This is a genomic window from Nocardia sp. NPDC059195, assembly GCF_042754695.1.
Classification (GTDB): Bacteria; Actinomycetota; Actinomycetes; order Mycobacteriales; family Mycobacteriaceae; genus Nocardia.
On record NZ_JBHZBG010000005.1, the window covers coordinates 257,357 to 283,911 of the forward strand.

General features: G+C 66.0%; 23 protein-coding genes and 1 tRNA gene. 15 read left to right on the forward strand and 9 right to left on the reverse strand.

Annotated features, from left to right (window positions below; translation table 11 throughout):
• The first annotated feature begins 18 nt into the window (after positions 1-18).
• Positions 19-507: a gamma-glutamylcyclotransferase family protein gene (locus tag ACFXKN_RS10135; protein WP_378946574.1), complete on the forward strand. Its 489-nt coding sequence runs from the start codon at positions 19-21 to the stop codon at positions 505-507.
• 721 nt (positions 508-1,228) lie between these two features.
• Entirely contained in the window at positions 1,229-2,059 is an 831-nt protein-coding gene (locus tag ACFXKN_RS10140) for a hypothetical protein (RefSeq protein ID WP_378946571.1), read from the forward strand.
• 504 nt (positions 2,060-2,563) lie between these two features.
• Here the strand turns inward: ACFXKN_RS10140 and ACFXKN_RS10145 are convergent.
• Both ACFXKN_RS10145 and ACFXKN_RS10150 read right to left on the reverse strand, forming a co-directional pair.
• The gene (locus ACFXKN_RS10145; RefSeq protein ID WP_378946568.1) at positions 2,564-3,289 is read right to left on the reverse strand and encodes a maleylpyruvate isomerase family mycothiol-dependent enzyme; all 726 of its coding nucleotides are present in this window, start codon (positions 3,287-3,289) and stop codon (positions 2,564-2,566) included.
• A gap of 144 nt (positions 3,290-3,433) precedes the next feature.
• Complete coding sequence (locus tag ACFXKN_RS10150; protein ID WP_378946565.1) at positions 3,434-3,829, reverse strand: Rid family hydrolase; 396 nt, start codon at positions 3,827-3,829, stop codon at positions 3,434-3,436.
• 85 nt (positions 3,830-3,914) lie between these two features.
• On the opposite strand from ACFXKN_RS10150, the gene ACFXKN_RS10155 reads away from it, so the two are divergent.
• On the forward strand, positions 3,915-5,498 hold the full coding sequence (locus tag ACFXKN_RS10155) for an esterase-like activity of phytase family protein (RefSeq protein WP_378946561.1): 1,584 nt from the start codon (positions 3,915-3,917) through the stop codon (positions 5,496-5,498).
• On the opposite strand, the gene ACFXKN_RS10160 is transcribed toward ACFXKN_RS10155, so the two are convergent.
• Complete coding sequence (locus ACFXKN_RS10160) at positions 5,485-6,171, reverse strand: DUF998 domain-containing protein (protein WP_378946557.1); 687 nt, start codon at positions 6,169-6,171, stop codon at positions 5,485-5,487. The genes ACFXKN_RS10155 and ACFXKN_RS10160 overlap by 14 nt on opposite strands.
• A gap of 142 nt (positions 6,172-6,313) precedes the next feature.
• Here ACFXKN_RS10160 and ACFXKN_RS10165 point away from each other — a divergent pair, with 142 nt between their 5' ends.
• A complete protein-coding gene (locus ACFXKN_RS10165; RefSeq protein ID WP_378946554.1) occupies positions 6,314-6,442 on the forward strand; it encodes a hypothetical protein in 129 nt (42 codons plus the stop codon).
• Positions 6,443-6,462: 20 nt separating this feature from the next.
• Here ACFXKN_RS10165 and ACFXKN_RS10170 read toward each other — a convergent pair whose 3' ends face one another.
• Complete coding sequence (locus ACFXKN_RS10170; protein WP_378946551.1) at positions 6,463-6,957, reverse strand: very short patch repair endonuclease; 495 nt, start codon at positions 6,955-6,957, stop codon at positions 6,463-6,465.
• Positions 6,954-8,087 carry a DNA cytosine methyltransferase gene (locus ACFXKN_RS10175; RefSeq protein ID WP_378948144.1) on the reverse strand — a complete coding sequence of 378 codons (1,134 nt, stop codon included), beginning with the start codon at positions 8,085-8,087 and terminating at the stop codon, positions 6,954-6,956. The genes ACFXKN_RS10170 and ACFXKN_RS10175 overlap by 4 nt, the downstream gene beginning before the upstream one ends.
• A gap of 483 nt (positions 8,088-8,570) precedes the next feature.
• Here ACFXKN_RS10175 and ACFXKN_RS10180 point away from each other — a divergent pair, with 483 nt between their 5' ends.
• The 3 genes from ACFXKN_RS10180 to ACFXKN_RS10190 are packed head-to-tail and all read left to right on the forward strand — an operon-like array spanning position 8,571 to position 12,842.
• Positions 8,571-10,319: an ABC transporter ATP-binding protein gene (locus tag ACFXKN_RS10180; protein ID WP_378946548.1), complete on the forward strand. Its 1,749-nt coding sequence runs from the start codon at positions 8,571-8,573 to the stop codon at positions 10,317-10,319.
• Positions 10,316-12,175, forward strand: coding sequence for an ABC transporter ATP-binding protein (locus ACFXKN_RS10185; protein ID WP_378946545.1), 1,860 nt, complete (start codon positions 10,316-10,318; stop codon positions 12,173-12,175). The genes ACFXKN_RS10180 and ACFXKN_RS10185 overlap by 4 nt, the downstream gene beginning before the upstream one ends.
• 49 nt (positions 12,176-12,224) lie before the next feature.
• Positions 12,225-12,842 (forward strand): putative glycolipid-binding domain-containing protein, encoded by a 618-nt coding sequence (locus ACFXKN_RS10190; protein WP_378946542.1) that lies wholly within the window; start codon positions 12,225-12,227, stop codon positions 12,840-12,842.
• A 115-nt stretch (positions 12,843-12,957) separates the two neighbouring features.
• On the opposite strand, the gene ACFXKN_RS10195 is transcribed toward ACFXKN_RS10190, so the two are convergent.
• On the reverse strand, positions 12,958-13,905 hold the full coding sequence (locus tag ACFXKN_RS10195) for a prephenate dehydrogenase (protein WP_379432874.1): 948 nt from the start codon (positions 13,903-13,905) through the stop codon (positions 12,958-12,960).
• A gap of 58 nt (positions 13,906-13,963) precedes the next feature.
• Between ACFXKN_RS10195 and ACFXKN_RS10200 the strand changes: the two genes are divergently transcribed.
• From ACFXKN_RS10200 to ACFXKN_RS10210, 3 genes are all read left to right on the forward strand, one after another.
• Positions 13,964-14,503 (forward strand): tRNA adenosine deaminase-associated protein, encoded by a 540-nt coding sequence (locus tag ACFXKN_RS10200; protein ID WP_379432875.1) that lies wholly within the window; start codon positions 13,964-13,966, stop codon positions 14,501-14,503.
• Between the two features lie 11 nt (positions 14,504-14,514).
• Positions 14,515-14,949 carry a nucleoside deaminase gene (locus tag ACFXKN_RS10205; RefSeq protein WP_379432894.1) on the forward strand — a complete coding sequence of 145 codons (435 nt, stop codon included), beginning with the start codon at positions 14,515-14,517 and terminating at the stop codon, positions 14,947-14,949.
• 46 nt (positions 14,950-14,995) lie between these two features.
• Positions 14,996-15,086 (forward strand) — tRNA-Ser (locus tag ACFXKN_RS10210).
• A 16-nt stretch (positions 15,087-15,102) separates the two neighbouring features.
• Here ACFXKN_RS10210 and ACFXKN_RS10215 read toward each other — a convergent pair.
• A complete protein-coding gene (locus ACFXKN_RS10215) occupies positions 15,103-16,071 on the reverse strand; it encodes a helix-turn-helix domain-containing protein (RefSeq protein ID WP_379432876.1) in 969 nt (322 codons plus the stop codon).
• Positions 16,072-16,374: 303 nt separating this feature from the next.
• Between ACFXKN_RS10215 and ACFXKN_RS10220 the strand changes: the two genes are divergently transcribed.
• On the forward strand, positions 16,375-16,623 hold the full coding sequence (locus ACFXKN_RS10220) for a hypothetical protein (protein ID WP_378946530.1): 249 nt from the start codon (positions 16,375-16,377) through the stop codon (positions 16,621-16,623).
• A gap of 40 nt (positions 16,624-16,663) precedes the next feature.
• On the opposite strand, the gene ACFXKN_RS10225 is transcribed toward ACFXKN_RS10220, so the two are convergent.
• Positions 16,664-18,952, reverse strand: coding sequence for an MMPL family transporter (locus ACFXKN_RS10225; protein ID WP_378946527.1), 2,289 nt, complete (start codon positions 18,950-18,952; stop codon positions 16,664-16,666).
• A 177-nt stretch (positions 18,953-19,129) separates the two neighbouring features.
• Positions 19,130-21,424, reverse strand: a complete 2,295-nt coding sequence (locus ACFXKN_RS10230) for an MMPL family transporter (protein ID WP_378946524.1) — start codon at positions 21,422-21,424, stop codon at positions 19,130-19,132.
• A gap of 201 nt (positions 21,425-21,625) precedes the next feature.
• Here ACFXKN_RS10230 and ACFXKN_RS10235 point away from each other — a divergent pair, with 201 nt between their 5' ends.
• The 4 genes from ACFXKN_RS10235 (at position 21,626) to ACFXKN_RS10250 (ending at position 26,500) form a co-directional block, all read left to right on the forward strand.
• Positions 21,626-22,222, forward strand: coding sequence for a TetR/AcrR family transcriptional regulator (locus ACFXKN_RS10235; protein WP_378946521.1), 597 nt, complete (start codon positions 21,626-21,628; stop codon positions 22,220-22,222).
• An 83-nt stretch (positions 22,223-22,305) separates the two neighbouring features.
• Positions 22,306-22,782, forward strand: a complete 477-nt coding sequence (locus ACFXKN_RS10240; RefSeq protein ID WP_379432877.1) for an RrF2 family transcriptional regulator — start codon at positions 22,306-22,308, stop codon at positions 22,780-22,782.
• Between the two features lie 83 nt (positions 22,783-22,865).
• A complete protein-coding gene (locus ACFXKN_RS10245; RefSeq protein WP_379432878.1) occupies positions 22,866-24,599 on the forward strand; it encodes an ABC transporter ATP-binding protein in 1,734 nt (577 codons plus the stop codon).
• Positions 24,596-26,500 carry an ABC transporter ATP-binding protein gene (locus ACFXKN_RS10250; RefSeq protein WP_379432879.1) on the forward strand — a complete coding sequence of 635 codons (1,905 nt, stop codon included), beginning with the start codon at positions 24,596-24,598 and terminating at the stop codon, positions 26,498-26,500. The genes ACFXKN_RS10245 and ACFXKN_RS10250 overlap by 4 nt, the downstream gene beginning before the upstream one ends.
• Positions 26,501-26,555: the final 55 nt, after the last annotated feature.

The window sequence follows — 26,555 nt, forward strand, 5'->3', positions numbered from 1 at the left end:
ATTCAGGAGGTACACGCCATGCCAGTAACCGCCCGCGTTCATATCGGCCGAACCGACATCTTCGGACCCGAGGGGTTGGCGTCGACTTCCACCGCGCCACTCTTCGCCTATGGCACCCTGCAAGTCCCCGAGGTGGCTCAGAAGCTGATCGGACGGGTACCGGATACCCGAGCTGGGGAGCTCAACGGCTGGGTGGCCGCACCGTTGCCGGGACGCATGTACCCCGGATTGGTTCGTGACAAGACCCGCCGAACACCTGGGCTTGTCGTCACCGGACTCACCCCGGCAGAGTGGATGCTCTTTGATCGGTTCGAGGACGAGGACTACGCACTTGAGCGTGTGACCCTCACCGATGGCACCGACGCATGGGCCTACGTCTGGCAGCTCGACACAGACCCCGGCGTGTGGAGCATGTCCGACTTCCGTTCGAACTTTCTGCCGCAGTACGTCGACAGGTGCGCATCGTGGTCCGAGCGAGACACCAAACACCGGTCGATCCCGCGATAACGACCCAGGCTGTTGGCGAGCCACGTCACGACAACAAGTTGTTGCTGAAATTCGCTATATAGAGTCAAGAGCGCCTGCGGCGGCGCAGAGCGCCGCCGCCGCGCTTCGACGCGCAGCGGCCTTGCTCGTACCTCACCGTCCGGCGCGTCGGCACGTCGGCGGCACCCTGCGCCGAAAGCAGGCGAACCGGGACTCCAACCAGCTCACACTGCACCGACCCGAGCTGTTGACGAGGCCCGATCAGTGGACCGGCGAGAATTGCTGAACGGAATTCACGAGCCCGATCGTGTCGGCACCCTGCCTCGATCGACAGCCCACCAGCACACCGAGTCGCATACGTACTGCCGCACGACTTCGTCGCTTGCCTCATAGGACCAGCCTGCCGAACCCATGCAGGTGGTTCATCGAACCGTCATCGGTCCCAGCCGAAAAGGCCGGCATAGTTCCCGATCACCTTGGCCGGTCACCAGGTCGGCGAATTGCTGAACGAAGGAAGCCGCGGTGAGTCGGTGAAGAAACCCGTGGGTTGGGTTGGCTCCTCATGGCCCGATTGTCTGACCTCACTCGGACGAGTCAAGGGAAAGAGCGCCCTTGACACGACCTCCCTCAGTTCAGGGATGGCCAGGACGAGGAAGCAGGGGAAAAAAAGTCACCAACTGTTCCAGATCCTGCGGGTGACCTGTACGATCACCATGTCGATCTGAGGGTAGATGGGAATTAGATGAGCAATCCGATAAAAGACTTTGGAGAAACAGCTAAGGGACTCGCGCATAATCCACTAGGCGTCATCGCTCTATTCATTGTTCTCGTATACGGCATGGCGGCATTAGTCACGGCCTTTGCGGAATCGCTTTCGCCCGCCGAGCGGATGCCGCTTATATATTTTCTCGTCAGTTTTCCGATTCTGGTACTTGCAGTGTTCACATGGCTGGTCAGCCGCCACAGCGGCAAGCTGTTTTCCCCACGTGACTTTAAGGATGACGCAGCATACATTGCGGCCCTCACCGCGACCGCTTCGCTTGCTGCGGCTTCATCGTCCCGAACCAAAGAACTCACGCCGATCAACATCGAGCAGTTGACAAAAACCGCGAGAACGGCAGCTGCTGTCACAGGTCAGGCGATAGAAGGGGCGTCCTGGCGCAGGCATATCCTGTGGGTAGATGATCGTCCAGACAACAACATACTCGAGCGCAATGCTTTCGAAGCTATGGGGCTGAGTTTTACACTGTGCTTGTCGACTGTTACAGCCCTGTGGGAGCTGCGTCGGCAGAAGTTCGCGGTGATTATTTCCGATATGGGTCGCCGCGAGGGCGCCCAAGAGGGGTACGTCCTTCTAGACCAAATCAGGAACGCAGGCGACCAGACGCCGTACTTCATTTACTCATCTGAATCATCTCCAGAACATCGAATGGAGACCATGGCGCACAAAGGTCAGGGAAACACGGCCATAGCCTCCGAATTATTCGAAATGGTGATGAACGCGATCCTGAAGCGAGAGGACTTCATGACGGTGCATGAGGTCGACTATACGCAGCTGGCCGCAGTGAACTAACGCTGATCTGATCTGGACCTCAGACCGGCGGGCCAGCGACTCTCGTACGCAGATCGTACGCAGCGGCCCCCAGGCATCAGCGATCGCCACCAACGTCCCCGACCATACGGGTACACCACGCACAACCGTCAGCCTAGGTCAGACCGTCATTCCTGCCAGTTCGCCTGCTTCCCAACCATATGGCGCGCGTTCGGCTCCAGTCAGTGGAGCGCCAGCAGAGGGACGAGCCTTGTGGGGCGGATGCGAAGCCGGAGAACATGACTCACCCACTACTTTCCCACTACAAACGCCCGGTGATTCGAGCAAACAACGGCAGACAGGCACGTAGTGACGATCGAAAAACATGCTGGTAGCAGCAGGTTTGGAGGTACGTCAGCGGACAGCCGCAAGGCAACGGAACAACCAAGAGGTTAGGGGTTCGAATCCCTTCGGGCGCACCGAAATCGACCCCGTATCAGTTGATACGGGGTCGATTTTTTCGTGAGATGACCCCGTGTGATCGGACTATTTCCAGGACGGGAGCGGAGGCAGTGGACCGGTCAGGTCGCCGCCGGAGGTGCGGCCGATCAGCCAACCCAAGAGTGCGGTGGCGGGGCCGAGGACGGTGTGGTGGGGGCGGCCTGGGCCTACGGTGGCGATGAAATCGGTGTCGGTCGACTGGATGTCGAAGGTGGGGGTGGCTTCGGGGAGGAGCTTGGCGGAGAGATCGGTGATGGTTTCGGGGAGTAGGCGGGCGACGAAGGCGGCGGGCCAGTCGGCGGGGGTGTAGCCGATGTCGAGGTCCACGTGGTGGATCTCGGTCTCGCGCAGGCGCATCCAGGGGATCTGATCGGCGGTGAGGGTGCCGCCCTGGCGGTTGCGGACCTCGGCCTGCCAATCGGCGGCGGGCATGGTGGTGGCGACGGCCTGCCAGCGATGTGCGGTGGCAGTGAAGTCGGCGTGCTGCACGGTGAGCGGGCGGGGTGCGCCCGCCTCGATGTCGGCATCGCGGACGGCGACGCTCGGGTACTGCGGCATCTCTATGCCGGTGCGGGCCCACAGCAGCAGATTCAGCAGGCTGTCGGCATTGCGCGACATATGGGCCAGCACATGGCCGCGGGTCCACCCCGGTAACAGGGACGGTTCGGCCAGGGCCGCATCGGTGAGCGTGCCGATCGCGGTATCGAAGCGCGCGGTGGAGGCGGCGACCTGATCGAGCAGATCGGTGGGAGTAGCCGTTTCGCTGGTCACAGATTCGAGAGTAGTGCTCCCGACTCCGCCGCATGGGCGATAACGGCGGCGTCGGAACTGCCCTGTGGATAACTGTGCACCTGTGGATAACTGGGCATTTTCGGCCGTCGACACCGGAGCGCCGGAGCGGGCTCGTGTGACGATTCAGTCAGCGATGATCGCGTCCGCCTCGATCTCGACCAGCAGGCCGGGGGCGATCAGCGCGGTGACCTCGTACATGGAGGCCGCGGGGCGGATCGTGCCGAACACCTCGGCATGGGCGGCCGCGACCTCGGGCCAGCGGGCGATATCGGTGACGAAGATGCGCGTGCGCACCACATCACGCGTACTCGCCCCGGCCTGCTCCAGCGCGGTGGCGATGCGGGCCAAGACCTCACGGGTCTGAGCGCCGATGTCGTCGCCGCCGACGGCACCCCCTCCGGCGACGGCGGCCGTGGTGCCACTGACAACGACTTGGTTGCCGACCCGAACCGCCCGCGAATACCCGACGACATCTTCGAAATCGGAGGCTGAGGAAATGTTCACCCGAGTTGTGGTCATGGTTGCCAGAATGGTCCACCGAGCGGTGGAGGACAATTCATTTGCCGGTCGTCTGCTGGTCGGCTCGCGACGGTATGCATGCCAAGTGAACGCACGTCCAGGTCTACGCCTCCTTCCTCTCACCGCCGCTCTGTGTGCCGCAGCCGCTGCTGTGGCCGGCTGCTCATCGCCGGATCCCGATGCCCGCTTCACCGCGGGCAGGGACCAGCCGCTGGTGATCTCGCTCGACGACCTGGTCGCCAAGGCCGGTACCAGCGCGGTGCTCGGGGTCAGCCTCGAGCCGGAGCACGGCAACATCACTCGCCGCGCCGACGGCGCCTACGTTTACACCCCGAGTGCCGGCTACATCGGTCTCGACCAGTTCACGGTCACCACCACCGACGCGGTTCGCCTGTACACCACCGACATTCCGGTGCTCGGCGAGTTCGGCGGCACCACGGTGCAGGGCAGTGGTTTCGGCTCGGCCTGGACCTCGGTGCCGGGTAGCACCGACGAGTTCTACGGACTCACCGACCGCGGCCCGAACGTCGACGGCCCGGCCAAGAATGAAAAGCTGTCGCCGACACCGAATTTCGTGCCGAAGATCGGCCGGTTCAAGTTGGTCGGCAACAGGGCCGTGCTGCAGTCGAGCATCGAGCTGCACAGCGCGTCGGGCGCGCCGTTCAACGGCCAGGTCGACACCTCGGCCAGCACCGGCGAGACCATCAAGGACCTACAGGGCAACATCCTGCCGCCAACCGATCACGGCATCGACCCCGAAGGCCTGGTCGCACTGGCCGACGGCACCTTCTGGATCTCCGACGAATACGGCCCGTTCCTGGTGCATTTCGACGCCAAGGGCACAGAGATCGAGCGGCTCTCGCCCGGCAACGGCCTGCCGAAGGAAATCGCGCTGCGCACTCCCAATCAGGGTATGGAAGGGCTGACCATCACCCCCGACGGCAGCACCCTGGTCGGCATGGTGCAGAGCGCGCTCAACACACCCGGCCTGAGCGGTTCGGCCAAGGAGGTGCCGTTCGCGCGCATCGTGACCGTCGACCTGAAGAGCAAGGCGCAGAAGGAATTCCTGTACCCACTGGAGAACCCGAAGCAGTCCAAGGTCGCGGTCTCGGAGATCACCGCGCTCAGCGCCACCACCTTCCTGGTCGACGAGCGCGACGGCAACCTCGCACCCAAGTCGGACAAGAAGATCTGGACCATCGACATCGCGGGCGCGACCGATGTCGGCCCGCAGTCCGCCGTACCCGGCGCGATCTATGACGCCGAGAAGGGCGGCCTGCTGATCGACGGCAAGCCGCTGGAAACGCTGATCGGTGTCACCCCGACCGCCGATGCCGTCGCCGCGCTGACCAAGGCGGGCGTTACCCCTGTCACGAAGAAGAGCAACCTCGACCTCTCCGCACTGGTCGCCGCGCTCGACGAGAAGGGCAGGTTCTTCGGTCACGACAAGATCGAAGGCATCGCCACCCTCGACGGCGGCAAGACCATCTACATCGCCAACGACAGCGACTTCGGCCTGGCTGCCAGCCAGGGCGAACAGCCCCCATTCGGCTTGAAGCCCAAGACGCTGCCCAACGGCGTGCAGGACACCGGCGAGGTGCTCGCGGTCGACACCACCAAGCTGCCCGCGAAGATCGACGGCTACACGGTGAAGATCACTGTCGAGTAGTCCACTCGCGTGCCTCGATGAGTACCGCGGCGGCCAGGGCGAGTAGCCACAGTGACATGGTGCCGACTTGGATTCGCTGGGCGATGCCGAGTGCGTAGGAGCCGGACAGGTTGTCGGCGACCATCATCCAGATGGTCGCCACCGACCCGAGGATCAGCACGGCGACGCCGAACTCGCGCAGGATTCGCCAGCGGTGGTAGCGGTAGGCGGCGGCGCTGAACGCGAACGCCGCCACCGCGATCGAGGTGACGGCCAGCGTGCTCGTGAGCGCGTGCGGTTGGTGCAGCTGGGGGAACAATCCGCTGTCGCCGCCGCACGTGCTGTCATCGGGGGCGCAGTCGTGGAGCGGCAGCAGGGCGTCGGCGATGGTGGACGCGCCGAAACACAGCAGGGCTGCCCAGCCGATCGTGGTCAACCGGCGGCGCTGGAAAACGAGCAGTCCACCCAGCGCCGCCGGGATCAGCAACAGGCCGGCCACTTTGTCGGCGGTGCCGAACACCTCGCGATAGGGCTTGCCCTCCGCATCGAGTTCACTGAGGAAGTCGTTGACCGGGTCGGTGTCGATCGGCAGCACGAATTCCAGCAGCCAGGACGAGTAGCACAGGCCCGCGATCGCGATCGCGAGGGCGATCGGCAACGAGTAGCCACGGGTGTGCCGTGCGTATTCGGTCACACCGACCATTGTGCGTGTCCGGCCTCCTCCTACCAGGCGCGCGTCGAGAGCGCGGACGTGGTTTCATCGAGGATCAAGGCACGCACAGGTTGCTGTCAGGTTCACCGTGCAGGGTGGTTGGTAACCAACGGAGAGGTCCTCGATGAGCTATGTGATCGCGCTGGCAAGTTTCGCCACGATCCTGGCACTGGCCGTGTCCGGCTTCATCGCGGCGGATGCGTCGCGCGCACGGGTGCGAGTTCGCGCCGAACGCACGCCGCGGCGTCGCTGAAAATCTATAGTAATCGCAGGTCAGCCGGGTTTGGATCGCTCCACCAATGAGGTGATCCGCTCGGCTGCCGTGTGTGGATTCTCGTGCTCCCACACCCGCACGACCTGCCAGCCCGCCGCCGTCAACGCGGCATCGGTGGCCCGATCCCGGGCGACATTGCCTGCCAGCTTGTCGGCCCACCACTGCGCGTTGTTCTTCGGATCGGTCGCGTGATCAGGGCATCGATGCCAGAAACACCCGTCGACATAGACGGCGATGCGCAGCCGGGGAAACACCACATCCGCGCGTCGGCGCTGGCCTTTGACGGGTGGGCGGTCGACGAAGTAGCGCAGGCCCGCGCGGTGTAGTTCTCGGCGTAGTGCGAGCTCGGGTGCAGTATTCGCGCGCCGCTGCTTGGACATTCGCGCGCTTGTCGCCGCGTCGGTCACCGGCCTGCGCGCAGCCGATGAGGTCGGTGGCGACGAGGCGGCCGCCTCGTCGGGTGATTCCCGGTCGGCGGCCCGCCGCGCGCTCATGCCGCCCAGCCGCCCATGCGGTCGAGGTGGTCGCGGACATCGTCGAGGAATCCGGGTGGGAAGCGCAGGTTGCCCATCTCGGTGCGCCGCAGGAATCCTGCCGTGGCGCGGGGGGAGAGCAGGCGAGGCTCGGTGAGGAAGTTCTTCAGGTCCTCGTAGGGCTCGTGGACCGGCCAGGTCGAGAGGGGAACCCGGTGCACCACACCCGCGTGCCCCCATGCTGCGCTCGGCCACGGCTGGCCGGCGGCTATCGGCTCGCCCACGGTCAGCGGATCCGACGGTGCGGCCAGGCGTTCACCGACCCAGTTCGCCATCCGCACACTCACCGCGTTGCCAACCAGTTTCCAGCGATGACCGTGGCGAACGCCTGGCACATCGAGGGCGGGGGCGGTCCAATCGGCGTCGAAGCCCTGTAATCGCTCACCGTCGATGATTCCCGGCGTCACGATCTCACCCGCGGGCAGCCGGACCGCAGGCGGACTGGCGATGCCGAGCCCGGAACCGCCCTTGAGGGTCGGCACCGCGTTCACCGCCCAGCCGAGGCCACGCACGCCTTCGGTCCAGTAGAAACCACACGGATCGCGGTCCGGGTCGCCGTAGTCGCGGGGACCGGCGTCGTCGCCGAACAGCACCTGGCGGGGGTCCTCGGTGCGCGAAGCCAGCATCAGCACACGCTGACGCCGCTGCGGCAAACCGAACGCGCGCCCGTCGACGACCCGGTACGCCCAGGCGTACCCGAGCTCCTCGAGCGCCTCGGTGATGTGGCGCATGGCCGCGCCGCGACCCAGCTGCAGCATGAAGGGGACATTCTCGATCAATAACCACCGCGGCCCACGCTGCCTGCGAACCAGCCGGAACACCTCGTCCACCAGGCCCGATCGACGACCGGTGATGCCCGCGGTGCGCCCGGCCTGCGAGAGATCCTGGCAGGGGAAACCGGCCGCGACGAGCTCGGTGCCCGCGGGTAGCGAGCGCAGCCGGGTGATGTCGCCGTGCAGGTCCGTATCGGGGAAACGAGCGGCGAGCACGCCTTGGGCGCCGGGGTCGATCTCGCACAGCAGCTCCGATGCCCAGCCGTGCTTGCTCAGACCGAGTTCGAGCCCGCCGATCCCGGCGAACAACCCGACCATCCGCATCAACGACCCCTGTGTCTTTGGAGCGCGGGCGCGCTCGCGTTCGCGGCCCATGGTCGGTCCGCTGTTCGGCGGCCGAAATTCGCGCCTGCGCCGCATTGTATCGGGCCACTGAACTGCGGGGCCGACCGCGAACGAGCGCTCCCGAGGGGCGAGTGCTCCGTCGGTTGGCCGTTGGGCTTGCTCGGTGGTGCGGGGGAGAAGGAGCACGGGAGAGGCGTGCGGTATTCGATCGCGGAGGGGGTGGACGCAGGGGTGTCGACGGGAGGAAAATCGGTGGCCGGGGGTGGGGGTGCTCTGGGACTCTTGACGGGCCGAACTTGTCGGACCCAGGTGCGAACATCACCAGGCCTCCGTTGGCGCAAACCCAACCAGCCAACCAGGCATCAAGGGGGAGTTTTGTCTGTCACATCAGAGCTCGCGGCCGCCGAATCGGAGGCCGACAGATCGGAGCGGCCAGCGCCGCGGTCGAGCGGCGGAATGGTGTCGCTGTGGCGATTTCTGCCCTTTCTCCGGCCATATCGGGTTCCACTGTTGCTGGCGAACGCGCTGGCGATCGTCACCTCGAGCACCGCGATCGCGATTCCGCTCGTCATCGCGCGGGTGATCGACGGGCCGATCGCGCGGCGGGATTTCGTCGGTCTGCTGGTGCCGGTAGCGCTGATCTTTCTGCTCGGATCGCTCGAATCGTTCGGCATGTGGGGCAGGCGATGGCTGGTGTCCAAGCCCTCGACGATGTTCGAAATCACTATGCGCGCCAAGCTTTTCACGCAGCTGCAGGCCCTCTCGATCGGCCGCCATGACGGCTGGCAGTCGGGTCAGCTGCTCTCGCGCGCCATCGACGATCTCTCGGTGCTGCGGCGGTTCGTCGCGTTCGCCGGCCCGTTCCTCATCGTCAACGGGGTGATCATGCCCATCGGGCTGATCGCGCTGTTCGCGATGAATTGGCAAGTGGGACTGATCTTCACGGTGACATCCCTGCCGTTGACGCTGTTCTGCGCGCGCTTCGTCCGCCGGTTCGAGGTGGCCTCGCGGCGTTCGCAGGACCAGTCCGGCGACCTGGCCACCATCGCCCAGGAATCCGCGCAGGGCGTGCGGGTGCTCAAGGCGCTGGGTCGTGGCCGGTTCTTCGGATCGCGTTTCACCGCGCTCTCCCGGGAACTGCAGCGCACCGAAATGGAGAAGGTACGTCTCGACGCGACGTTGTGGGCGGCGTTGGTGACCCTGCCGACCGTGTCGATCGCGTTGTCGCTCGGAGTCGGTGGCTACTCGGTGGTGCAAGGGTCGATGACGATGGGCACGCTCGTCGCGAGCATCACGCTGGCCACGTTCCTGCAGTGGCCGATCATCTGGCTCGGTTTCCTGTTATCGGAGCTGTTCGAGGCGCGCACCGCGGCCGACCGCTACTGGGAGATCATCGACACCCCGCTCGACATCGCCGACCCAGCGCACCCGGCGGAACTACCCACCGCGCTACACGGGGAACTGGTCATCGACCGTGTCCGCTTCGCCTACCCGCGATCCGGCGACGGTCCGGAAAACACCGTGCTGGAAGAGATCTCGCTGCGGATTCGGCCGGGGGAGACGGTCGCGCTCGTCGGCGCGACGGGCAGCGGTAAGACCGCGCTGCTCGAGCTGATTCCCCGGCTCTACGACGTCAGCGGCGGCAGCATCACCATCGACGGCGTCGATATCGCCACCCTGCGACTGGCCGAGCTGCGCCGGGTGGTGACGGTGGCCTTCGAGGAGCCGGTGCTGTTCTCGGCCAGCGTGCGCGAGAACGTGGCACTGGGCGACTCGCGCGCCACCGACGCCGATGTGCGTCAGGCGCTCGATATCGCGCAGGCCAGCGAGTTCGTCGACGCGTTGCCGTGGGGACTCGACACCCGCATCGGCGAGCAGGGCATGAGTCTGTCCGGCGGACAGCGTCAACGTCTGGCCCTGGCCAGAGCCGTGCTCACCGGCGACACCGCGGCGAGCGGCCGGATCATGGTCCTCGACGATCCGCTCTCGGCGCTGGACGTGGAAACCGAAGAGCGCGTGCAGGATCGGCTGCGCGCGGTGCTCTCCGGGGCGACCACCCTGCTCGTCGCGCACCGGCCGTCCACCGCCGCGCTGGCCGATCGCGTCGCCCTGCTCGCCGACGGGCGCATCGTCGCCGAGGGCAGCCACGACAAACTGCTGCGCACGAGCAGCCACTACCGCGAACTGATGGGAGGTGAGGCATGAGCACCGAGACCGTGACACCGGAAAAGGCAGTGCCGGAAGAGGAATCCGATCTGGCCGCCGACTGGCGAGGTATCGCCAAAGAAGACGACACCGTCACCGGAACCGGAAACCTGGTGCTGGCCGGGCGATCCCGGCGGTTGCTCCTCGATCTGGTGCGGCCCTACCGCAAGCAGGCGATCGCGACCTTCGTCCTGATCCTGCTCGACAACGCGGCCAAGGTATCGCTGCCGCTGTTCATCGCCTACGGGCTCGACCACGGCATCAGCCAAGGCCGCCAAGGTAATTGGACGCCGATGATCGCGACCGTCGCCGGTTTCGTCGCGGTGACAGTGTTGTCGGGGCTCACCACCTTCGCCTTCCTGCGGGCCTCCGGGTCGCTGAGTCAGCGGGTGCTGTTCGACCTGCGGGTGCGCGCGTTCCGGCACACGCAGCGGTTGAGCGTGTCGTTCCACGAGAAATACACCTCGGGCAAGGTCGTCACCCGGCTCACCAGCGATATCGAAGCCCTACAGGAGCTGCTCGAAGGCGCCCTGAATCAGGCGCTGAGCGCGGTGATCTCGGTGGTGACCATCGCGGCGCTGCTGATCTGGCTCGATCCGCTGCTCGCCTCGATCGTGCTGATCGGGTTCGTGCCGCTGGTGCTGGTGACGCGATGGGCGCAGCGACGTCAGCGGGCGGGCTATCGGCGCACGCGCGGCGCGATCTCGCGCGTTGTCGTGCAGTTCGTCGAATCGATGAGCGGCATGCGCGCGGTGCAGGCATTCCGTCGCGAACACCGCAACGAGGAGGTCCTCGGCGTCGAGGACTCGGCGTACCAGAAGGCGACCACCACCGCGGTCCGAGGGATGGGCGACTACGTCGGGCTGTCCAATTTCATCGGCAAGCTCACCACGGTGATCGTGCTGCTGGTCGGCGCCTGGCAGGTGATGGAGGGCAACCTCGCGATCGGTGTGCTCGCCGCGTACCTGCTCTACCTCGACCAGTTCTACGGTCCGCTCGACGAACTCGCGCAGGTGTTCAACTCCTACCAGTCCGCCGCCGCGGCGCTGGAGAAGATCTCCGGTGTGCTCGAGGAGGAACCGGCCGTCGCCGAACCAGAAAGCCCGGCCACGCTCGACAGCGCGACCGGCGCGGTGCGGATGGACAAGGTCTGGTTCGGCTACAACACCACCCCGGTGCTGCCGGAGTTCGACCTGGCGATCCCGGCCGGACAGGTGGTGGCGCTGGTCGGTGCCACGGGCGCGGGCAAGTCGACGCTGGCCAAACTGCTCACCCGGTTCTACGACCCGAGCGGTGGCGTCATCACGCTCGACGAGGTGGATCTGCGCCACCTGGCCGATACCGAGCTGCGCAGGCACGTTGTGATGGTTACGCAGGAGGCCTACCTGTTCTCCGGCACCATCGCCGACAACATCCGGCTCGGCAGACCCGACGCGACCGACGCCGAGGTCGCCGCGGCCGCGCGTGCGGTGGGTCTGGACGTGTTCGTCGCAGGACTCCCCGACGGGTATGCCACCGACGTGCGGACGCGCGGCGGCAGGCTCTCGGCGGGGCAGCGTCAGCTGGTGGCGTTCGCGCGCGTGTTCCTGGCCGACCCGGCGGTGATCGTGCTCGACGAGGCCACCTCCAGCCTTGATATCCCTGGTGAGCGGCTGGTTCAGCACGCGCTGGAGACACTGCTGCGCGACCGCACGGCCGTGATCATCGCGCACCGCCTGTCCACCGTGGCCATTGCCGACCGGGTGCTGGTCCTCGACGGTGGCCGGATCGTGGAAGACGGCACACCGACCGAGCTGATCGCGGGCCAGGGACGCTTCGCCGGATTGCACGCCGCGTGGCGGGATTCGCTGGTGTGATGCGCCCGTGTTGTGTAGCGGCGGGGCTGGTGTCGCTTACCGTAGAGACGTGACGACCTCAGCCCCGGGCCCGGCCGACGGCCCCACCGAGATCAAGCCGGCCTCCCGGTGGCCTGCGGTACTCACCTGGCGTGCCCACGACAACTCGCGCATGGAATCGGTGCGCGTCACGGTGAACGGCAATCGGATCAGGGCGGCGGGGCGGCTGATCGGAAGTGCCGGCGACGAGCACCCGGCGTTCAGCGCGTCTTACGACCTGGTCACCGATGAAGCGGGCGCCACGCGGCGGCTGTCGCTGCGCACCACCACCGCGGCCGGTGAACGCCACGCCTCGATCTCGCGGGACGAGGAGAACTACTGGCTCGTCGACGCGGGCGGCACCCACGTGCGCTCCACCTTCGGCGGCGCCCTCGACGTCGATGTGGTGCTGAGCCCGTTCTTCAACACCCTGCCGATCCGCCGGTTCAGCCTGCAGCACGCCGTCGGCGACGTCCAGGTCCCGGTCGTCTATGTCCGACTACCCGACCTGCTGGTGCAGGAGGCCGAGCTCACCTACTCGAGCGCGGCCGACGGCATCAACGTCCTCTCCCCGGTCTCGAGCGCCACCTTGACGGTCGACCCGGAAGGTTTCGTGCTCGACTACCCGGGACTGGCCGAACGCGCCTGACAACGTGTCCGGTGTCGTCGTAACCACGCGAACCCGGACGTGCTCGGGCCCCTGGTCCGCTGTAACCCAGGGGCAGCACCGAGCGGTTCGCCGAACACCCGGAACGTTTCGAGCTTCACAATGAGCGAAGAACTCCACCGTTCGCACCCGCGCGATGAAGTTCGCCCAGCCAGTCGCCAGCGCCGGGCGTGATGCCGGTGATGTCCCAGGTCGTGCGGTCGTCGTAGGCGGTACGACCGCGGAAACCCGTCTCGACAAGTTCGCCGAGGTGACCATCCGAACGCAGGACATCGCGGGCAGTGACCAGTGTCTCGATGGCCTCGTCGAGCACCCGTCCCAGCGCGGCCGCGTTCGGTTCGCAGATGGCGCGTACGAGGTCGGGGGCGGTGCCCGCGACGCGGGTTCCGTCGCGGAACGAACCCGCCGCCAGACCGAGCGCCAGCTTCCCGCCCACGGCCCCGGACGCTGCCAGCGCTTCGGCCAGCACGTGCGGCAGATGCGAGATCCGCGCGACGGCTTGATCGTGTTCCTCGGCGAGCACCGGAACCACCACCGACCCACAGTCCAACGCGAGCCGCGCCACCCGCGACCACGGCTCTACCCGCGTGCCCTCGTCCACCCCGACGGCCCACACCGCATCCCGGAACAGCTCGGAATCGGTTGCGGACCAGCCGGATTCGGCTGTCCCAGCCATCGGATGCCCACCCACGTACAAAGCTTCGAGACCGTGCTTTCGTACCGCGTCGAGCACCGGGCCCTTCACGCTCACCACATCGGTCAGCGGGCACCCCGGCGCAAGCGCGGCGATGTCGGCCAGCAGGTATTCGACGGCGGGCATCGGCACCGCGATCACCAGCAGCGCGTCCACTTCGGCAGCCCGGACCAGCACCGCGGACAGGTCGCCGGACACTTCGAATCCGTCGTGACACGCCGCGCCGACCCCGGATTCGGAGCGGTTGTAGCCGAACGCCCGGTACCCCGATGCGACGGCGGCGCGCAGCAGTGAACCGCCGATAAGGCCGGTCCCGAGGACGCAAACAGCCCCACGCTCGTCGATGCTCATCGGAACAGATTGGCACACGAGTTCATCATTAGGGGTGGGACAGACTACCGTTTGGTCCATGGCAGCACAGCGCTCGGGCACGAACAGGGCGACGTCGGATGATGACTTCGACGTCGAAGGGTTCGCAGTGGCCGTGGTCCGCGAGGAAGGCACATGGCGGGTCAGCCCGCTCAGTTCCGAAGCTCTGCACGATCTGTCGGCCGCCGAGACCGAACTGAAGGCTTTGCGCAGCTCAGGTGCGGTGTTCGGCTTGATCGACGTCGATGACGAATTCTTCATCGTGTTGCGTCCCGCGCCGAGCGGCACCCGCCTGCTCGTCTCCGACGCCACCGCGGCGATCGACTACGACATCGCCGCCGACGTTCTCGACGCGCTCAATGTCGAGATCCCCGACATCGACCCCGACGACCTCGACGACGTCGAACCATGGGAAGAGGGCGACCTGGGCGTCCTGGCCGACCTCGGTCTCGGCGAACCGGTGCTCAGTGTGATTCTCGCGGACACCGATCTCTACCCCGACGAGCAGCTCAGCGCGATCGCCGAGAGCCTCGGTTTCGCCGACGAGTTCGCCGCGGTCCTGGACAAAATGCCGAGGTGACCGACGAAGAGATGATGCGGGCCGCCCTGGCGGCCGCAGCCGACGCCGACCCGCGCGATGTGCCGGTCGGCGCCGTCGTCTTCGACGCAAATGGGCGCGAACTCGCCCGCGCGACCAATGCCAGGGAAGCCCTCGGCGACCCGACCGCCCATGCCGAAGTGCTGGCTCTGCGTGCGGCCGCCGCTGTCCACGGCGACGGCTGGCGCCTCGAAGGCGCGACCCTGGCCGTCACCCTCGAACCGTGCACCATGTGCGCGGGCGCGTTGGTACTTGCCCGTGTCGGCAAGGTCGTCTTCGGCGCGTGGGAACCCAAAACCGGTGCCGTCGGCTCGCTCTGGGACGTGGTCCGCGACCGCCGCCTCAACCACCGGCCCGAAGTCCGCGGCGGCATCCTCGAATCCGACTGCGTAGCCCTCCTCGATACCTTCTTCAAAAACCAACGCTGACCACCCGATTTAACAATCTCCCCACCACTCCGGTACCGTAGTCGGCGGTGGCGTGTCCGAGCGGCCTAAGGAGCACGCCTCGAAAGCGTGTGAGGGGTAACCCCCCTCCGAGGGTTCAAATCCCTCCGCCACCGCCAAGAGCCCCTCACTTGTTCACGCAGGTGGGGGGCTTTTTCTTGTCCGGAAGGTGCGGCGGTAGGACGATGGCGAGGTTCGCACCGCTCGCGTGAAATGGTGGCGGAAGGTGACCGGGGTGGCGAAACCGGCCGCGGTCGCGATCTCCTCGATCGGTGCGTCGCCGGTCTCCAGCATCGCCAGTGCTGCCTGAATCCGCTGGGCGATCAGCCATTTGCTCGGGGTCGCACCGGTTTCCCGGACGAAATGGCGCAGGTAGGTGCGCGGTGACAGGCCTGCCACCCTGGCGAGATCGGGAATGCCGATCGGGTCGGCCAGGTGTTCGAGTGCCCAGGAAAGGCTGCGGGCGATGGGGGCGTCGAGGGGTTCCGGGGGCATGGGGGATTCGATGTACTGAGCTTGGCCGCCCGCGCGGTGGGGCTGGATGACGAGGCGGCGGGCAACGGCGTTGGCCACGGACGCGCCCAGGTCGTTGCGGACCAGGTGCAGTGCCAGGTCCAGGCCTGCGGCGCAGCCCGCGCTGGTGAGGATGTCGCCTTCGTCGGTGTAGAGGGGTTCGGGGTCGACCTCGACCAAGGGGTAGCGCTCGCGCAGCAGGTCGGCGTATCGCCAGTGCGTGGTGGCACGGCGGCCGTCGAGCAGACCCGCGGCGGCGAGGGCGAACGCACCCGAGCAGATCGACACGATCCGGGAGCCGTTGCTGTGCGCCCGGCGAAGGGCGGCGATCAATTCCGGCGAGGTCTTTGCGCGGGGGTCGGCGACGCTCGGGACGACGACCGTATCGGCGGCGGCGAACTCCGCGAGACCATACGGGCTGGTCAGGGTCGCGCCGCCGATCACGCGGATGGGGTCGGGGGTTTCGGTGCAGATCTTCAGCTCGTACCAGGGCTGCTCGATATCGGGCCAGGTCAGACCGAAGACCTCGACGACGATGCCGGTTTCGAACGCCGTCATCCCGTCGTAGGCCAGCACCGATACTGAGCTCATGTCTAAATCTTAGCGATAGTCGTCATCTACGCCACTTCTCCCGATGGCGCGGAAGTCGGAGCATGAAGATATGTTGAAGCAACTGAAGGACTTCGCCATCGGAATCCACACCGCGAACGCGATCAGGCACGGCATCCGCCCGTCTACCGCGGCTCGGCCCGAAAGCCGGAAGCCACAGTGTGGGGGAGCGCGGATCACCCGGTAGCGGCAAGATCTGTCGTCGGGTATTCACCTCGTCCGACCTGCGGTGTATTCCTCGCGTAATAGACTGGGTTACACCGAATCCGGGAAGGAACGATGATTATGCGCGGGCGACAGCCGCCACCCGCGAAGTCCGGGATCGGGCTCGGGGGAAAACTTCTGGTTCTCGTCGTGCTCGGCTGGGTCGCCGTCGGGCTGCTCGCGGCCGGTCAGCGGCACCACTTCGCTCACCTGCCCAAGGAATGCTCGGACTGGGCGACCATCGCGGTCACCGCCGCGGCGGGACCCGCGAACTACATCGGGTTGAATCCGCGGGTCACGGAATGCCAAGTGCCACAACCGAGTCAATAGCGAAATAGCCGGGGAATCAGGGTTCCCCGGCCATCGGTGCTCAGACTTGCGCTGGGGCGAGCGCCCGCCGTTCGGCCTGGATCTCGCGCACCCGCGAGCCCTCGATGTCGATATCGGGCACGATCCGGTCCAGCCACTTCGGCATCCACCACGCCCATTTACCCAGCAGCACAAGCAGAGCGGGGATGAGCACCATCCGGACCACGAACGCGTCCAAGGCCACGCCGGCCGCCAGGGCGAAGCCCATCGACTTGGCGGTGACGTCGGATTCCAGCAGGAACGAACCGAACACCGAGATCATGATGATCGCCGCCGAGGTCACCACGCGCGCACCGTGGTGATAGCCGTTGATCACGGCATCGGTGGGATCGGCGCCGTGCACGTATTCCTCGCGCATGCGGGTCACCAGGAACACCTGGTAGTCCATCGCCAAGCCGAATACCAAGCCGATCAACATGATCGGTAGGAAGCTGACCAGCGGATGTGGATCCTGGATCAGCCCGAGTTTGCCTTCCTGGAAGATCAGCACGGTCGCGCCGAAGGTGGCCGCCATCGACAACAGGAAGCCGAGGGCGGCGGTGAGCGGGACCAGGATCGAGCGGAACACCAGGATCAGCAGGATGAACGCCGCGCCTGCCACGATCGCCATGTACGGCACGATCTTGCTCAACAGCACGTGGTCGATATCGGCGTAGATCGCGGTGGTTCCGGTGATGCCGTAAGACATTTGGTACTGCTCGTGCAGATCGGATTCCGCATCGCGCGCCGACTGCACCAGATCCTTCGTCGACTGCGCGTTGGGTCCGGTCTTGGGGATGCCGTTGATCAGCGCGCCCGCCCCGTCCTTGCTCATCTGCGGCTCGGTGACCAGATCCATATCGGGGTAGGACTGCAGCTTGTCGCGCAAGGCATTCAGCGCCGCCGGACGCTGGTCGGCGGGGGTATCGCTGAGGTCGACGGCCACCTGGAGCACCCCGTTGCTGCCCTCACCGAAGCCTTCGGTGCGCAGGTCGTAGGCCTTACGGACAGTGGTCGACTTGGGCAGGCTGTCCTCGCCTGGCAGGCCGAGGTTCAGGTTCAGCGCCGGTGCGGCGAGCAGGCCGAGCACCACAATGGCCAGCAGCATCGTGATCGAGGGGAATTTGGCGATCGCCCTGGCCACGCGGGTGCCGTTGGTGACGACACTGTCGTCCTCGGGATCGTGCTGGGCGATCAGCGGCAGCTTCGGCTTGAACAGCGCCTTGCCGAAGGCACCGAGCAACGCGGGCATCAGCGTGATGGCGGTGAGCACGGCGAACGCGGCCGCGATGGCACCACCCAGACCCATGAACGTCAGGAATCTGACCCCGACGATGCTGAGCCCGACGAGCGCGATGATGACGGTGAGCCCGGCGAACACCACCGCCGAGCCCGCCGTCCCCAACGCGGTACCGGCCGCTTCCTCGGCTGAATCCTGCACCGCCAGCTCATGTTTGTAGCGCGAGACGATGAACAGCGCGTAGTCGATCGAGAGCGCGATGCCGATCATCGAGGCCAGGAAGGTGGTGAAGCTCGGCACCGACAGCACCGAGGTCGACAGGAAGATCAGCGAAGTCGCCGCGCCGAGTCCGACGATCGCGGTGATGATCGGCACGAACGCGGCGACGATCGCGCCGAACGCCACAATCATCACCACCAATGCCACAGCCATACCGATCATCTCGGACTTGCCGCTCGGCATCTGTTGTTCCATCGCGATAGTGCCGCTGATCTCGACCGTCAGCCCGGCCGCGCGGGCGGTGTCGCCCGCGTTGTAGGCGGCCTCGCGTTCGGTGGCGGTGATCTCGGCGAAGTCCGTGATCGTGAACGGGACGCTGAAGAACGCGACGGTGCCGGGTGCGGTCTTGTTCAGCACGTTCAGTGGCGCGCCGCTGCAGGTCGACGGGTCGGGTTGCCCGGTGAGGCAGCCCATTTCGTCGGTAGCGGTGATCGGATTCACGATCGGCTCGGCATGGTCGACGATGTCGAGTCGGTCGAGCTCGCCGATCAGTTCGTCGATCGCGGCCCGGTTGGCCGGGTCGGTGAGTTTCTGGCCCGCGGGCGCTCCCACGACATATGTGCCGGTCACCGCGTCGAACGCGAACGCCTCTGACATCCCGGGGAAGTGCTTGTCGAGGATTTCGGTGGCCCGCTCCGAGGGCAGGTTCGGCATGCTGAAGTCATCGGTCATCGGCTTCTGCAACGAGGAACCCAGCCCCGCGAGCACCATGAAGAACAGCAACCAGACGGGCAGCACAATCCATTTGCGGCGAAAGGCCAGCTTGCCCCACCGATAGAGATAGATGGACACGGTTCTTCTCCTCGTTGATCGGTGCAGAGCGCGGATCGGAGGTGTAGCCGGTCGAACTAGCCCTGAGTCTGCTGCCCAGCAACCTCGATATCAAGCACCTCCTCCAGCGCGGATGCCGAAACAACGCGGCCCCGCAATCCAGTAGCGGATTGCGGGGCCGTGTGGTCTAGTCGCGGATCAGCCGACCGAAACCGGGTGTTTCACCGTTTCGGTGGTCTCGGCGCGCAGCTGCTCGAGCTTCGCACCCTCGACGTCGATATCGGGCACGATCCGGTCGAGCCACTTCGGCATCCACCACGCCCACTTGCCCATGATCACCAGCAGTGCGGGGACAACGACCATGCGGACGATGAACGCGTCGATCGCCACACCGGCGGCCAGCGCGAAACCGAACGACTTGGCGGTGACGTCGGTTTCCAGGATGAAGGAACCGAACACCGAGATCATGATGATCGCGGCCGAGGTCACCACGCGGGCGCCGTGGTGGTAGCCGGAGACCATCGCGTCCTTGGGCGATTTACCGTGCACGAATTCCTCGCGCATGCGGGTCACCAGGAACACCTGGTAGTCCATCGCCAAGCCGAATACCAAGCCGATCAACATGATCGGCATGAAGCTGACCAGTGGCTGCGGATCCTCGATCAGGCCGAACGCGCCCTCCTGGAAGATCAGCACGGTCGCACCGAAGGTGGCACCCATCGACAACAGGAAGCCGAGCGCCGCGGTGAGCGGGACCAGAATCGAGCGGAACACCAGGATCAGCAGGATGAACGCGGCACCGGCCACGATCGCCAGATACGGCAGGATCTTGCTGAGCAGCACATGGTCGACATCGGCGTAGATGGCGGTGGTGCCGGTGATGCCGTACGCCATGCCGTACTGCGCGTTCAGATCCGCTTCCGCGCCACGTGCCTCGGCGACCAGATCCTTGGTGTCCTGGTTGTTCGGACCGGACTTCGGGACACCGTTGAGCATGGCGCCCTGTTTGTCCTTGCTCCAGACCGGCTCGGTGACGTAATCCATGCCTTCGTAGGACTCGAGCTTGGTACGCAGCGCACCGACCGCGGCCTCACGCTCGGCCTCGGGCGTCGCACTCAAGTCGGCGGCGACCATGAGCACACCGTTGCTGCCTTCGCCGAAGCCTTCGGTCCGCAGGTCGTAGGCCTTACGGATGGTGGAGGTCTGCGGCATGCTGTCGTCACCGGGCAGGCCGAGGTTCAGACCGGCGGCGGGCGCGGCGAGCGCACCGAGCACGACCACCGACAGGACCAGCGCGACCCACGGGGCCTTGGCGATCAGCTTGGCGAAACGCTGACCGTTGGTGACCGAGCTTTCGTCCTCGGGATCGTGCTGCGCCACGATCGGCAGCTTCGGCTTGAACAGCGACTTGCCGAAGGCGCCCATCAGCGCCGGCATCAGGGTGACGGCGGTGAGCACGGCGAACGCGGCGGCGATGGCGCCACCCAGACCCATGAAGGTCAGGAACTCCACGCCGACGATGCCGAGCGCGCCGAGCGCGATGATGACGGTGAGACCGGCGAACACCACGGCCGAACCGGCGGTACCGAGCGCGGTGCCCGCGGCTTCTTCGGCCGAATCACGCACGGCCAGTTCGTGTTTGTACCGGGAGACGATGAACAGCGCGTAGTCGATCGAGAGCGCGATACCGATCATCGAGGCCAGGAAGGTGGTGAAGCCGGGCACCTCCATCACCGAGGTACCGAGCATGATCAGCGAGGTCGCGGCGCCGAGGCCGACGATGGCGGTGATGATGGGCACGACCGCGGCGACGATGGCGCCGAAGGCCACCACCATCACGATCAGCGCGACACCCATGCCGATCAGTTCGGACTTGCCGCTCGGCTGTTCCTGCTTCATCGCGATCGAGCCGCTGAGCTCGACGGTCAGCCCGGAGTTACGGGCTTCGGCGCCTGCCTCGAAGGCGGCATCGCGGTCGGCGTCGGTCACATCGGTGACCGCCTTGATGGTGAACGGGACGCTGAGCACGCCGACGGTGTCGGGTGCGGTCTCGTTCAGCACATTGAGCGGGGCGGACGAGCACTTCGACGGGTCCGGGCTGGCGAGGCAGCCCATCTCCTCGGTGGCCGCGACCGGGCTCATCAGCTTCTTCTCGTGATCGACGATCGACAGGTCGCCGAGCCTGGCGATGAACGCGTCGATCGCGGCCCGGTTGGCCGGGTCGGTGAGCTTCTGGCCCTCCGGCGCGCCGATCACGTAGGTGCCGGTGACGGCATCCATCGAGAACTGCGCCGACATGCCTTCGAAGTGCTTGTCGAGGATTTCGTTGGCGCGGGCCGACGGGAGCTCGGGCATGCTGAAGTCGTTGGACATCGGCTTGCTCAGGGTGGCGCCGAGGCCGCCGAGCAGCACGAACAGCAGTAGCCAGACCGGCAAGACGATCCACTTACGGCGGAAAGCGAACTTTCCCCATCTGTACAGGTATACGGACACGCGGGTGCTCCTAGCGCGAAGAACGGGTGGGTGGCATGGCTCGTAGACAGCACTCGCGGGCCACCCCTGCGGGACCCGCCTCCACAACATCGTTTTCTGCCTACCGTGCGGTAGGTAGACTACCTAGTGGATAAGTGGAGGAGCAACCTCAATTTTAGGGGCTCCGGATACGTCATGCCGAATCATGGGAGGATTGCCGCCATGCCCGCCCGACACATCGCCGACACCGTCACCGCAGGTGGAGGCACTAAACAGGCGATCCGCGACGCCGCGGTCGCGCTGTTCGCCGCCAAGGGTTTCGAACAGACGAGCCTGCGCGAGGTGGCGGATGTGGTGGGAATCACGAAGGCCTCGCTCTATTACCACTATGCGTCGAAGCTCGATCTGCTCCTCGCGATCATCGATCCGATCATCGATCACATGCGCGACATCGTCGAGGACATCGACGCCGTCCCCTACAACGACGAGGGTATCCGCGCGGTCCTGCGCACCTATCTGCGCGGCATGATCCGCCACCGCGACGCGGGCGCGCTCTGCGTGCGCGACACCGCGGCTATCGTCAACGCCATCGCCGACCGCTACCCCGATCTGATGGAACCCACCCGTGAACTGCGGCTGTGGCTTTCCGGACCCGACCCCACCCAGGGCTCGACCCTGCGCGCCGCCGCGGCCATCGAGGTGCTCGGGGTGGCGCTGCTGTCCTCGGAGCTGGCACCGGACGCCACCGACGAGGTGGTCGAGAAGACTCTCCTCGACGCGGCGACCTGCGTACTGACCGGCTGCGTCAATTCGGCATGAGCGGACGGCCTGCGTGGTGACGCTTCGCGACCGCCTCCAGCCGCTGACCGCTCCTGCCGGGGGCACCGCGTAAGTTCGACACCGTGCATATCACCGCCAGGGTCGATTACGCGGTGCGAACGCTGCTCGAGCTCGCCGCGGCCGACGGAGTCGTCAAGTCCGAGGCCATCGCCGCCGCCGCACAGATCCCACCGAAGGTGCTCGAGACAGTGCTTGCCGAACTGCGTCGCGCCGAGCTCGTACTGAGCAGGCGCGGGCCCGACGGCGGGTATCGCCTCGGCAGGCCCGCGACGGAGATCTCGGTGGCCGATGTGATCCGCGCGGTGGAGTCGCCGTTGGCGTCGGTGCGTGGGCAGCGGCCGGAGGATGTGCGGTATCCCGGTGCGGCGGAACCGTTGCAGCAGGTGTGGATCGCGCTGCGGGTCAATATCCGGGCGGTGCTGGAGAATGTCTTCATCGCCGATATCGCTGCCGACCGACTGCCCGCTTTCATCGGTGAGCTGGTCGCCGACCCTGGCGCCTGGGCGCGTCGAGAGCCGCGCACACCGGCCGGCGCCTGAGTTATCCACAGGCTGAGAGTTATCCACAGGGTGGGTAAAAGTGCTCGGCGCTGGTCACCCGCGCGCTGTAGCCTTCGACCATCATGTTGATCACCCTGCTGCGGACCTACCTGGCCCCGTACCGCGCCCAGCTGGCGGGTGTCCTCGTACTCCAGCTGATCTCGGTTATCGCGATGCTCTACCTGCCCAGTCTCAATGCCGACCTGATCGACGACGGTGTCACCAAGGGTGACATCGGTTTCATCTGGACCACCGGTCTGTGGATGCTCGCGGTGAGCTGCGTGCAGATCGTGGCCTCGGCCGCGTCGGTGTACTTCGGCGCGCAGGCGGCGATGGGTGCTGGCCGGGATATGCGCGGTGGCGTGCTGCACCGGGTGGAGACGTTCTCGGCCAGGGAGGTCGGGATGTTCGGGGCCCCGTCGCTGATCACCCGCTCGACCAACGACATCCAGCAGGTCCAGCTGCTCATCGTGATGTCGGTGACAATCCTGGTGATGGCGCCGATCATGTGCGTCGGCGGCGTCATCATGGCGGTGCGTGAGGATCTCGGGCTCTCGTGGTTGCTGCTGATCGCGGTGCCCGCCCTTGCTATCTCCATGGGCACGATCGTGGCCAGGATGGTGCCGGGGTTCCGGCAGATGCAGGAACGCATCGACGGGGTCAACCGGGTGTTGCGCGAGCAGATCACCGGCATCAGGGTGGTACGCGCGTTCGTGCGGGAGCGGCAGGAGATCTGGCGCTTCGGGATGGCCAACACCGCGCTCACCGACGCTTCGCTGCGCGTCGGCAAGTTGATGGCGCTGATGTTCCCGACCGTGATGTTGATCAGCAATCTGACCGCCGTCGGGGTGATCTGGTTCGGCGGTCACCATGTAGACAACGGCACGATGCAGATCGGCTCGCTCACCGCGATGCTGTCCTATGTCATGCAGATCCTGATGGCCGTCATGATGGCCTCGTTCCTGGCGATGATGGCCCCGCGCGCGGCCGTCTCCGCCGATCGGATCGGCGCGGTGCTCGAGACCGAGTCCTCGGTCCGCCCACCGCGGCTGCCCCAGCAGTTCAAGGGCGACCCGGCCACGGTCGACATGCAGTTCGCGGAATTCGCCTTCCCCGGCGCGGAGAAGCCGGTGCTGCGCGGCATCCGATTCCAGGTCACGCCCGGCACCACCACCGCCGTCGTCGGTTCGACCGGCGCGGGCAAGACCACGCTGATCAACCTGATCCCGCGCCTGATCGACGTCACCGATGGCGCGGTCTATCTCGGCGGCACCGACGTGCGCCACCTCGACCTCGAACTGCTGCGCAGTGGGATCGGATTGGTGCCGCAGAAGGCCTATCTGTTCTCCGGCACCGTCGCCACCAACCTGCGCTACGGCAAGCCCGAGGCCACCGACGAAGAACTCTGGCACGCGCTCGAGGTCGCCCAGGCGGCCGATTTCGTGCGTGAGATGCCGCAGGGGCTCGACACCCCGGTCGCCCAGGGCGGCACCACGGTGTCCGGCGGTCAGCGCCAGCGGCTGTGCATCGCCCGCGCCTTGGTGCGCAAGCCGCGCATCTACCTGTTCGACGATTCGTTCTCCGCGCTCGATGTCGCCACCGACGCCCGGCTGCGCGCCGCGCTGAAGCCAGAGACCGCCGACGCGTCGGTGATCATCGTGGCCCAGCGGATCCAGACCATTCGCGATGCCGACCAGATCGTCGTCCTCGAAGACGGCGCGATGGCGGGCATCGGCACCCATGACCAATTGATGCAGCGCTGCTCGGAGTACCGCGAGATCGTCGAGTCCCAGCTGAGCGTGGAGGAAGCCCGATGAGGCCAGGTGGACCCGTACCCGGAGCTCCGGGTACGAAGGCCAAGTCGTTCCGTCCGTCGCTGAAGCGACTGGTGAGCAGGCTGGCTCCCGAGAAGTTCACCGTCGGCGCGATCATCGCGCTGGTGATCACCTCCGTGGTGCTCAATACACTCGGCCCGTATCTGCTCGGCAAGGCGACGAACCTGGTGTTCGACGGTTTCGTCGGCAAGCAACTCGAACCCGGCCTCACCAAGGACCAGACCGTCGAGCTGCTGCGCAGGCAGGGCGAGAACACCCGCGCCGACATGCTCTCGGCGATGAACGTCATCCCCGGTACCGGCATCGACTTCGACGCCGTCGGCCGCGTGCTGATGCTCGTACTCGCGCTGTATGTGGCCGCGTCGGTATTCGGCTGGCTGCAGGGCTATCTGCTCAATATCGCCATCAACCGGACCGTGAAGCGGCTGCGCGACGAGGTGGAGCAGAAGCTACACCGGCTGCCGCTGCGCTACTTCGACACCTCGCCGCGCGGTGACGTGCTCAGCCGCGTCACCAACGACGTCGACAATGTCTCGCAGAGCTTGCAGCAGACGATGAGTCAGCTGCTGGTCTCGCTGTTCTCCGTGATCGGCATCCTGATCATGATGTTCTGGATCTCGCCGCTGCTGGCACTGATCGCGCTGCTCACCGTGCCCGCCGCGATCGTGGTCACCGCGCAGATCGCCAAGCGATCCAAGCCGCACTTCGTCAACCAGTGGAAATACACCGGCGAAGTGAACTCCTCGGTGGAAGAGGCCTACACCGGCCACGAGATCATCACCGCGTTCGGCCGCGGCCGCGAGGTCGGCGAGGAATTCGACCAGCGCAATCAGAAGCTCTACGACGCGAGCTTCCAGGCACAGTTCATCTCCGGCCTGATCATGCCGGCCATCATGTTCCTCGGAAACGTGAACTTCGTGTTCATCGCGCTGGTCGGCGGGCTGCGCGTGGCCACCGGCAACCTGTCGCTCGGCGAGGTGCAGGCGTTCATCCAGTACTCGCGCCAGTTCAGTCAGCCGCTCACCCAGATCGGTGCGATGGCGAACCTGCTGCAGTCCGGTGTCGCCTCCGCGGAACGGATCTTCGAGATCCTCGATGCCGAGGAGCAGAGTCCCGATCCGCTGGTGGAGAACCCCCGCCCAGTGGATCGTGGGCGGGTGGAATTCGAGGCGGTGTCCTTCGGTTACGACCCGGAAACGCCTGTCATCGAACGGCTTTCGCTGGTCGCCGATCCCGGCCACGTGGTCGCCATCGTCGGCCCGACCGGCGCGGGCAAGACCACGCTGGTGAACCTGCTGATGCGCTTCTACGAACTCGACGCGGGCACCATCGCGATCGACGACGTCGACATCACCACCATCACCCGCGACCACCTGCGTTCGCGCATCGGCATGGTGTTGCAGGACACCTGGCTGTTCAAGGGCACCATCCGCGAGAACATCGCCTACGGCAACCCGACGGCATCGGAAGCCGACATCCTGGCCGCGGCCCGCGCTGCCTACGTCGACCGGTTCGTGCACTCGCTGCCCAACGGCTACGACACGGTCATCGATGAAGAGGGTGGCGGGGTGAGCGCGGGCGAGAAGCAGCTGATCACGATCGCCCGCGCGTTCCTGGCCAAGCCGTCGATCCTGATCCTGGACGAGGCGACCAGCTCGGTCGATACCCGCACCGAGTCGCTGGTCCAGCACGCCACCGCGGCCCTGCGCCGCGATCGCACCAGTTTCGTGATCGCGCATCGGCTCTCGACGATTCGTGACGCGGATCTGATCGTGGTGATGGACAAGGGGCGCATCGTCGAACACGGCACCCACGAGCGGCTGCTCGCTGAGCGCGGACCGTATTACAACCTGTACAACGCCCAGTTCGCGGCGGCTCAATAAGTCCGCGGTCTGGCCTACCGCAACGCGTACAACGCCCAGTTCAGACGCATCATTG

Bases quoted from the DNA above. Each gene is read 5' to 3' on its own strand.
- ACFXKN_RS10185 (WP_378946545.1), top strand. From the start codon at position 10,316: ATGAGCACCGAGACCGTGACACCGGAAAAGGCAGTGCCGGAAGAGGAA.
- ACFXKN_RS10180 (WP_378946548.1), top strand. From the start codon at position 8,571: ATGGTGTCGCTGTGGCGATTTCTGCCCTTTCTCCGGCCATATCGGGTT.
- ACFXKN_RS10170 (WP_378946551.1), bottom strand. From the start codon at position 6,957: ATGAGCGCGCGGCGGGCCGCCGACCGGGAATCACCCGACGAGGCGGCC.
- ACFXKN_RS10135 (WP_378946574.1), top strand. From the start codon at position 19: ATGCCAGTAACCGCCCGCGTTCATATCGGCCGAACCGACATCTTCGGA.
- ACFXKN_RS10215 (WP_379432876.1), bottom strand. From the start codon at position 16,071: ATGAGCTCAGTATCGGTGCTGGCCTACGACGGGATGACGGCGTTCGAA.
- ACFXKN_RS10205 (WP_379432894.1), top strand. From the start codon at position 14,515: ATGATGCGGGCCGCCCTGGCGGCCGCAGCCGACGCCGACCCGCGCGAT.
- ACFXKN_RS10195 (WP_379432874.1), bottom strand. From the start codon at position 13,905: ATGAGCATCGACGAGCGTGGGGCTGTTTGCGTCCTCGGGACCGGCCTT.
- ACFXKN_RS10175 (WP_378948144.1), bottom strand. From the start codon at position 8,087: ATGGTCGGGTTGTTCGCCGGGATCGGCGGGCTCGAACTCGGTCTGAGC.
- ACFXKN_RS10150 (WP_378946565.1), bottom strand. From the start codon at position 3,829: ATGACCACAACTCGGGTGAACATTTCCTCAGCCTCCGATTTCGAAGAT.
- ACFXKN_RS10220 (WP_378946530.1), top strand. From the start codon at position 16,375: ATGCGCGGGCGACAGCCGCCACCCGCGAAGTCCGGGATCGGGCTCGGG.
- ACFXKN_RS10165 (WP_378946554.1), top strand. From the start codon at position 6,314: ATGAGCTATGTGATCGCGCTGGCAAGTTTCGCCACGATCCTGGCACTG.
- ACFXKN_RS10140 (WP_378946571.1), top strand. From the start codon at position 1,229: ATGAGCAATCCGATAAAAGACTTTGGAGAAACAGCTAAGGGACTCGCG.
- ACFXKN_RS10235 (WP_378946521.1), top strand. From the start codon at position 21,626: ATGCCCGCCCGACACATCGCCGACACCGTCACCGCAGGTGGAGGCACT.
- ACFXKN_RS10250 (WP_379432879.1), top strand. From the start codon at position 24,596: ATGAGGCCAGGTGGACCCGTACCCGGAGCTCCGGGTACGAAGGCCAAG.
- ACFXKN_RS10245 (WP_379432878.1), top strand. From the start codon at position 22,866: ATGTTGATCACCCTGCTGCGGACCTACCTGGCCCCGTACCGCGCCCAG.
- ACFXKN_RS10200 (WP_379432875.1), top strand. From the start codon at position 13,964: ATGGCAGCACAGCGCTCGGGCACGAACAGGGCGACGTCGGATGATGAC.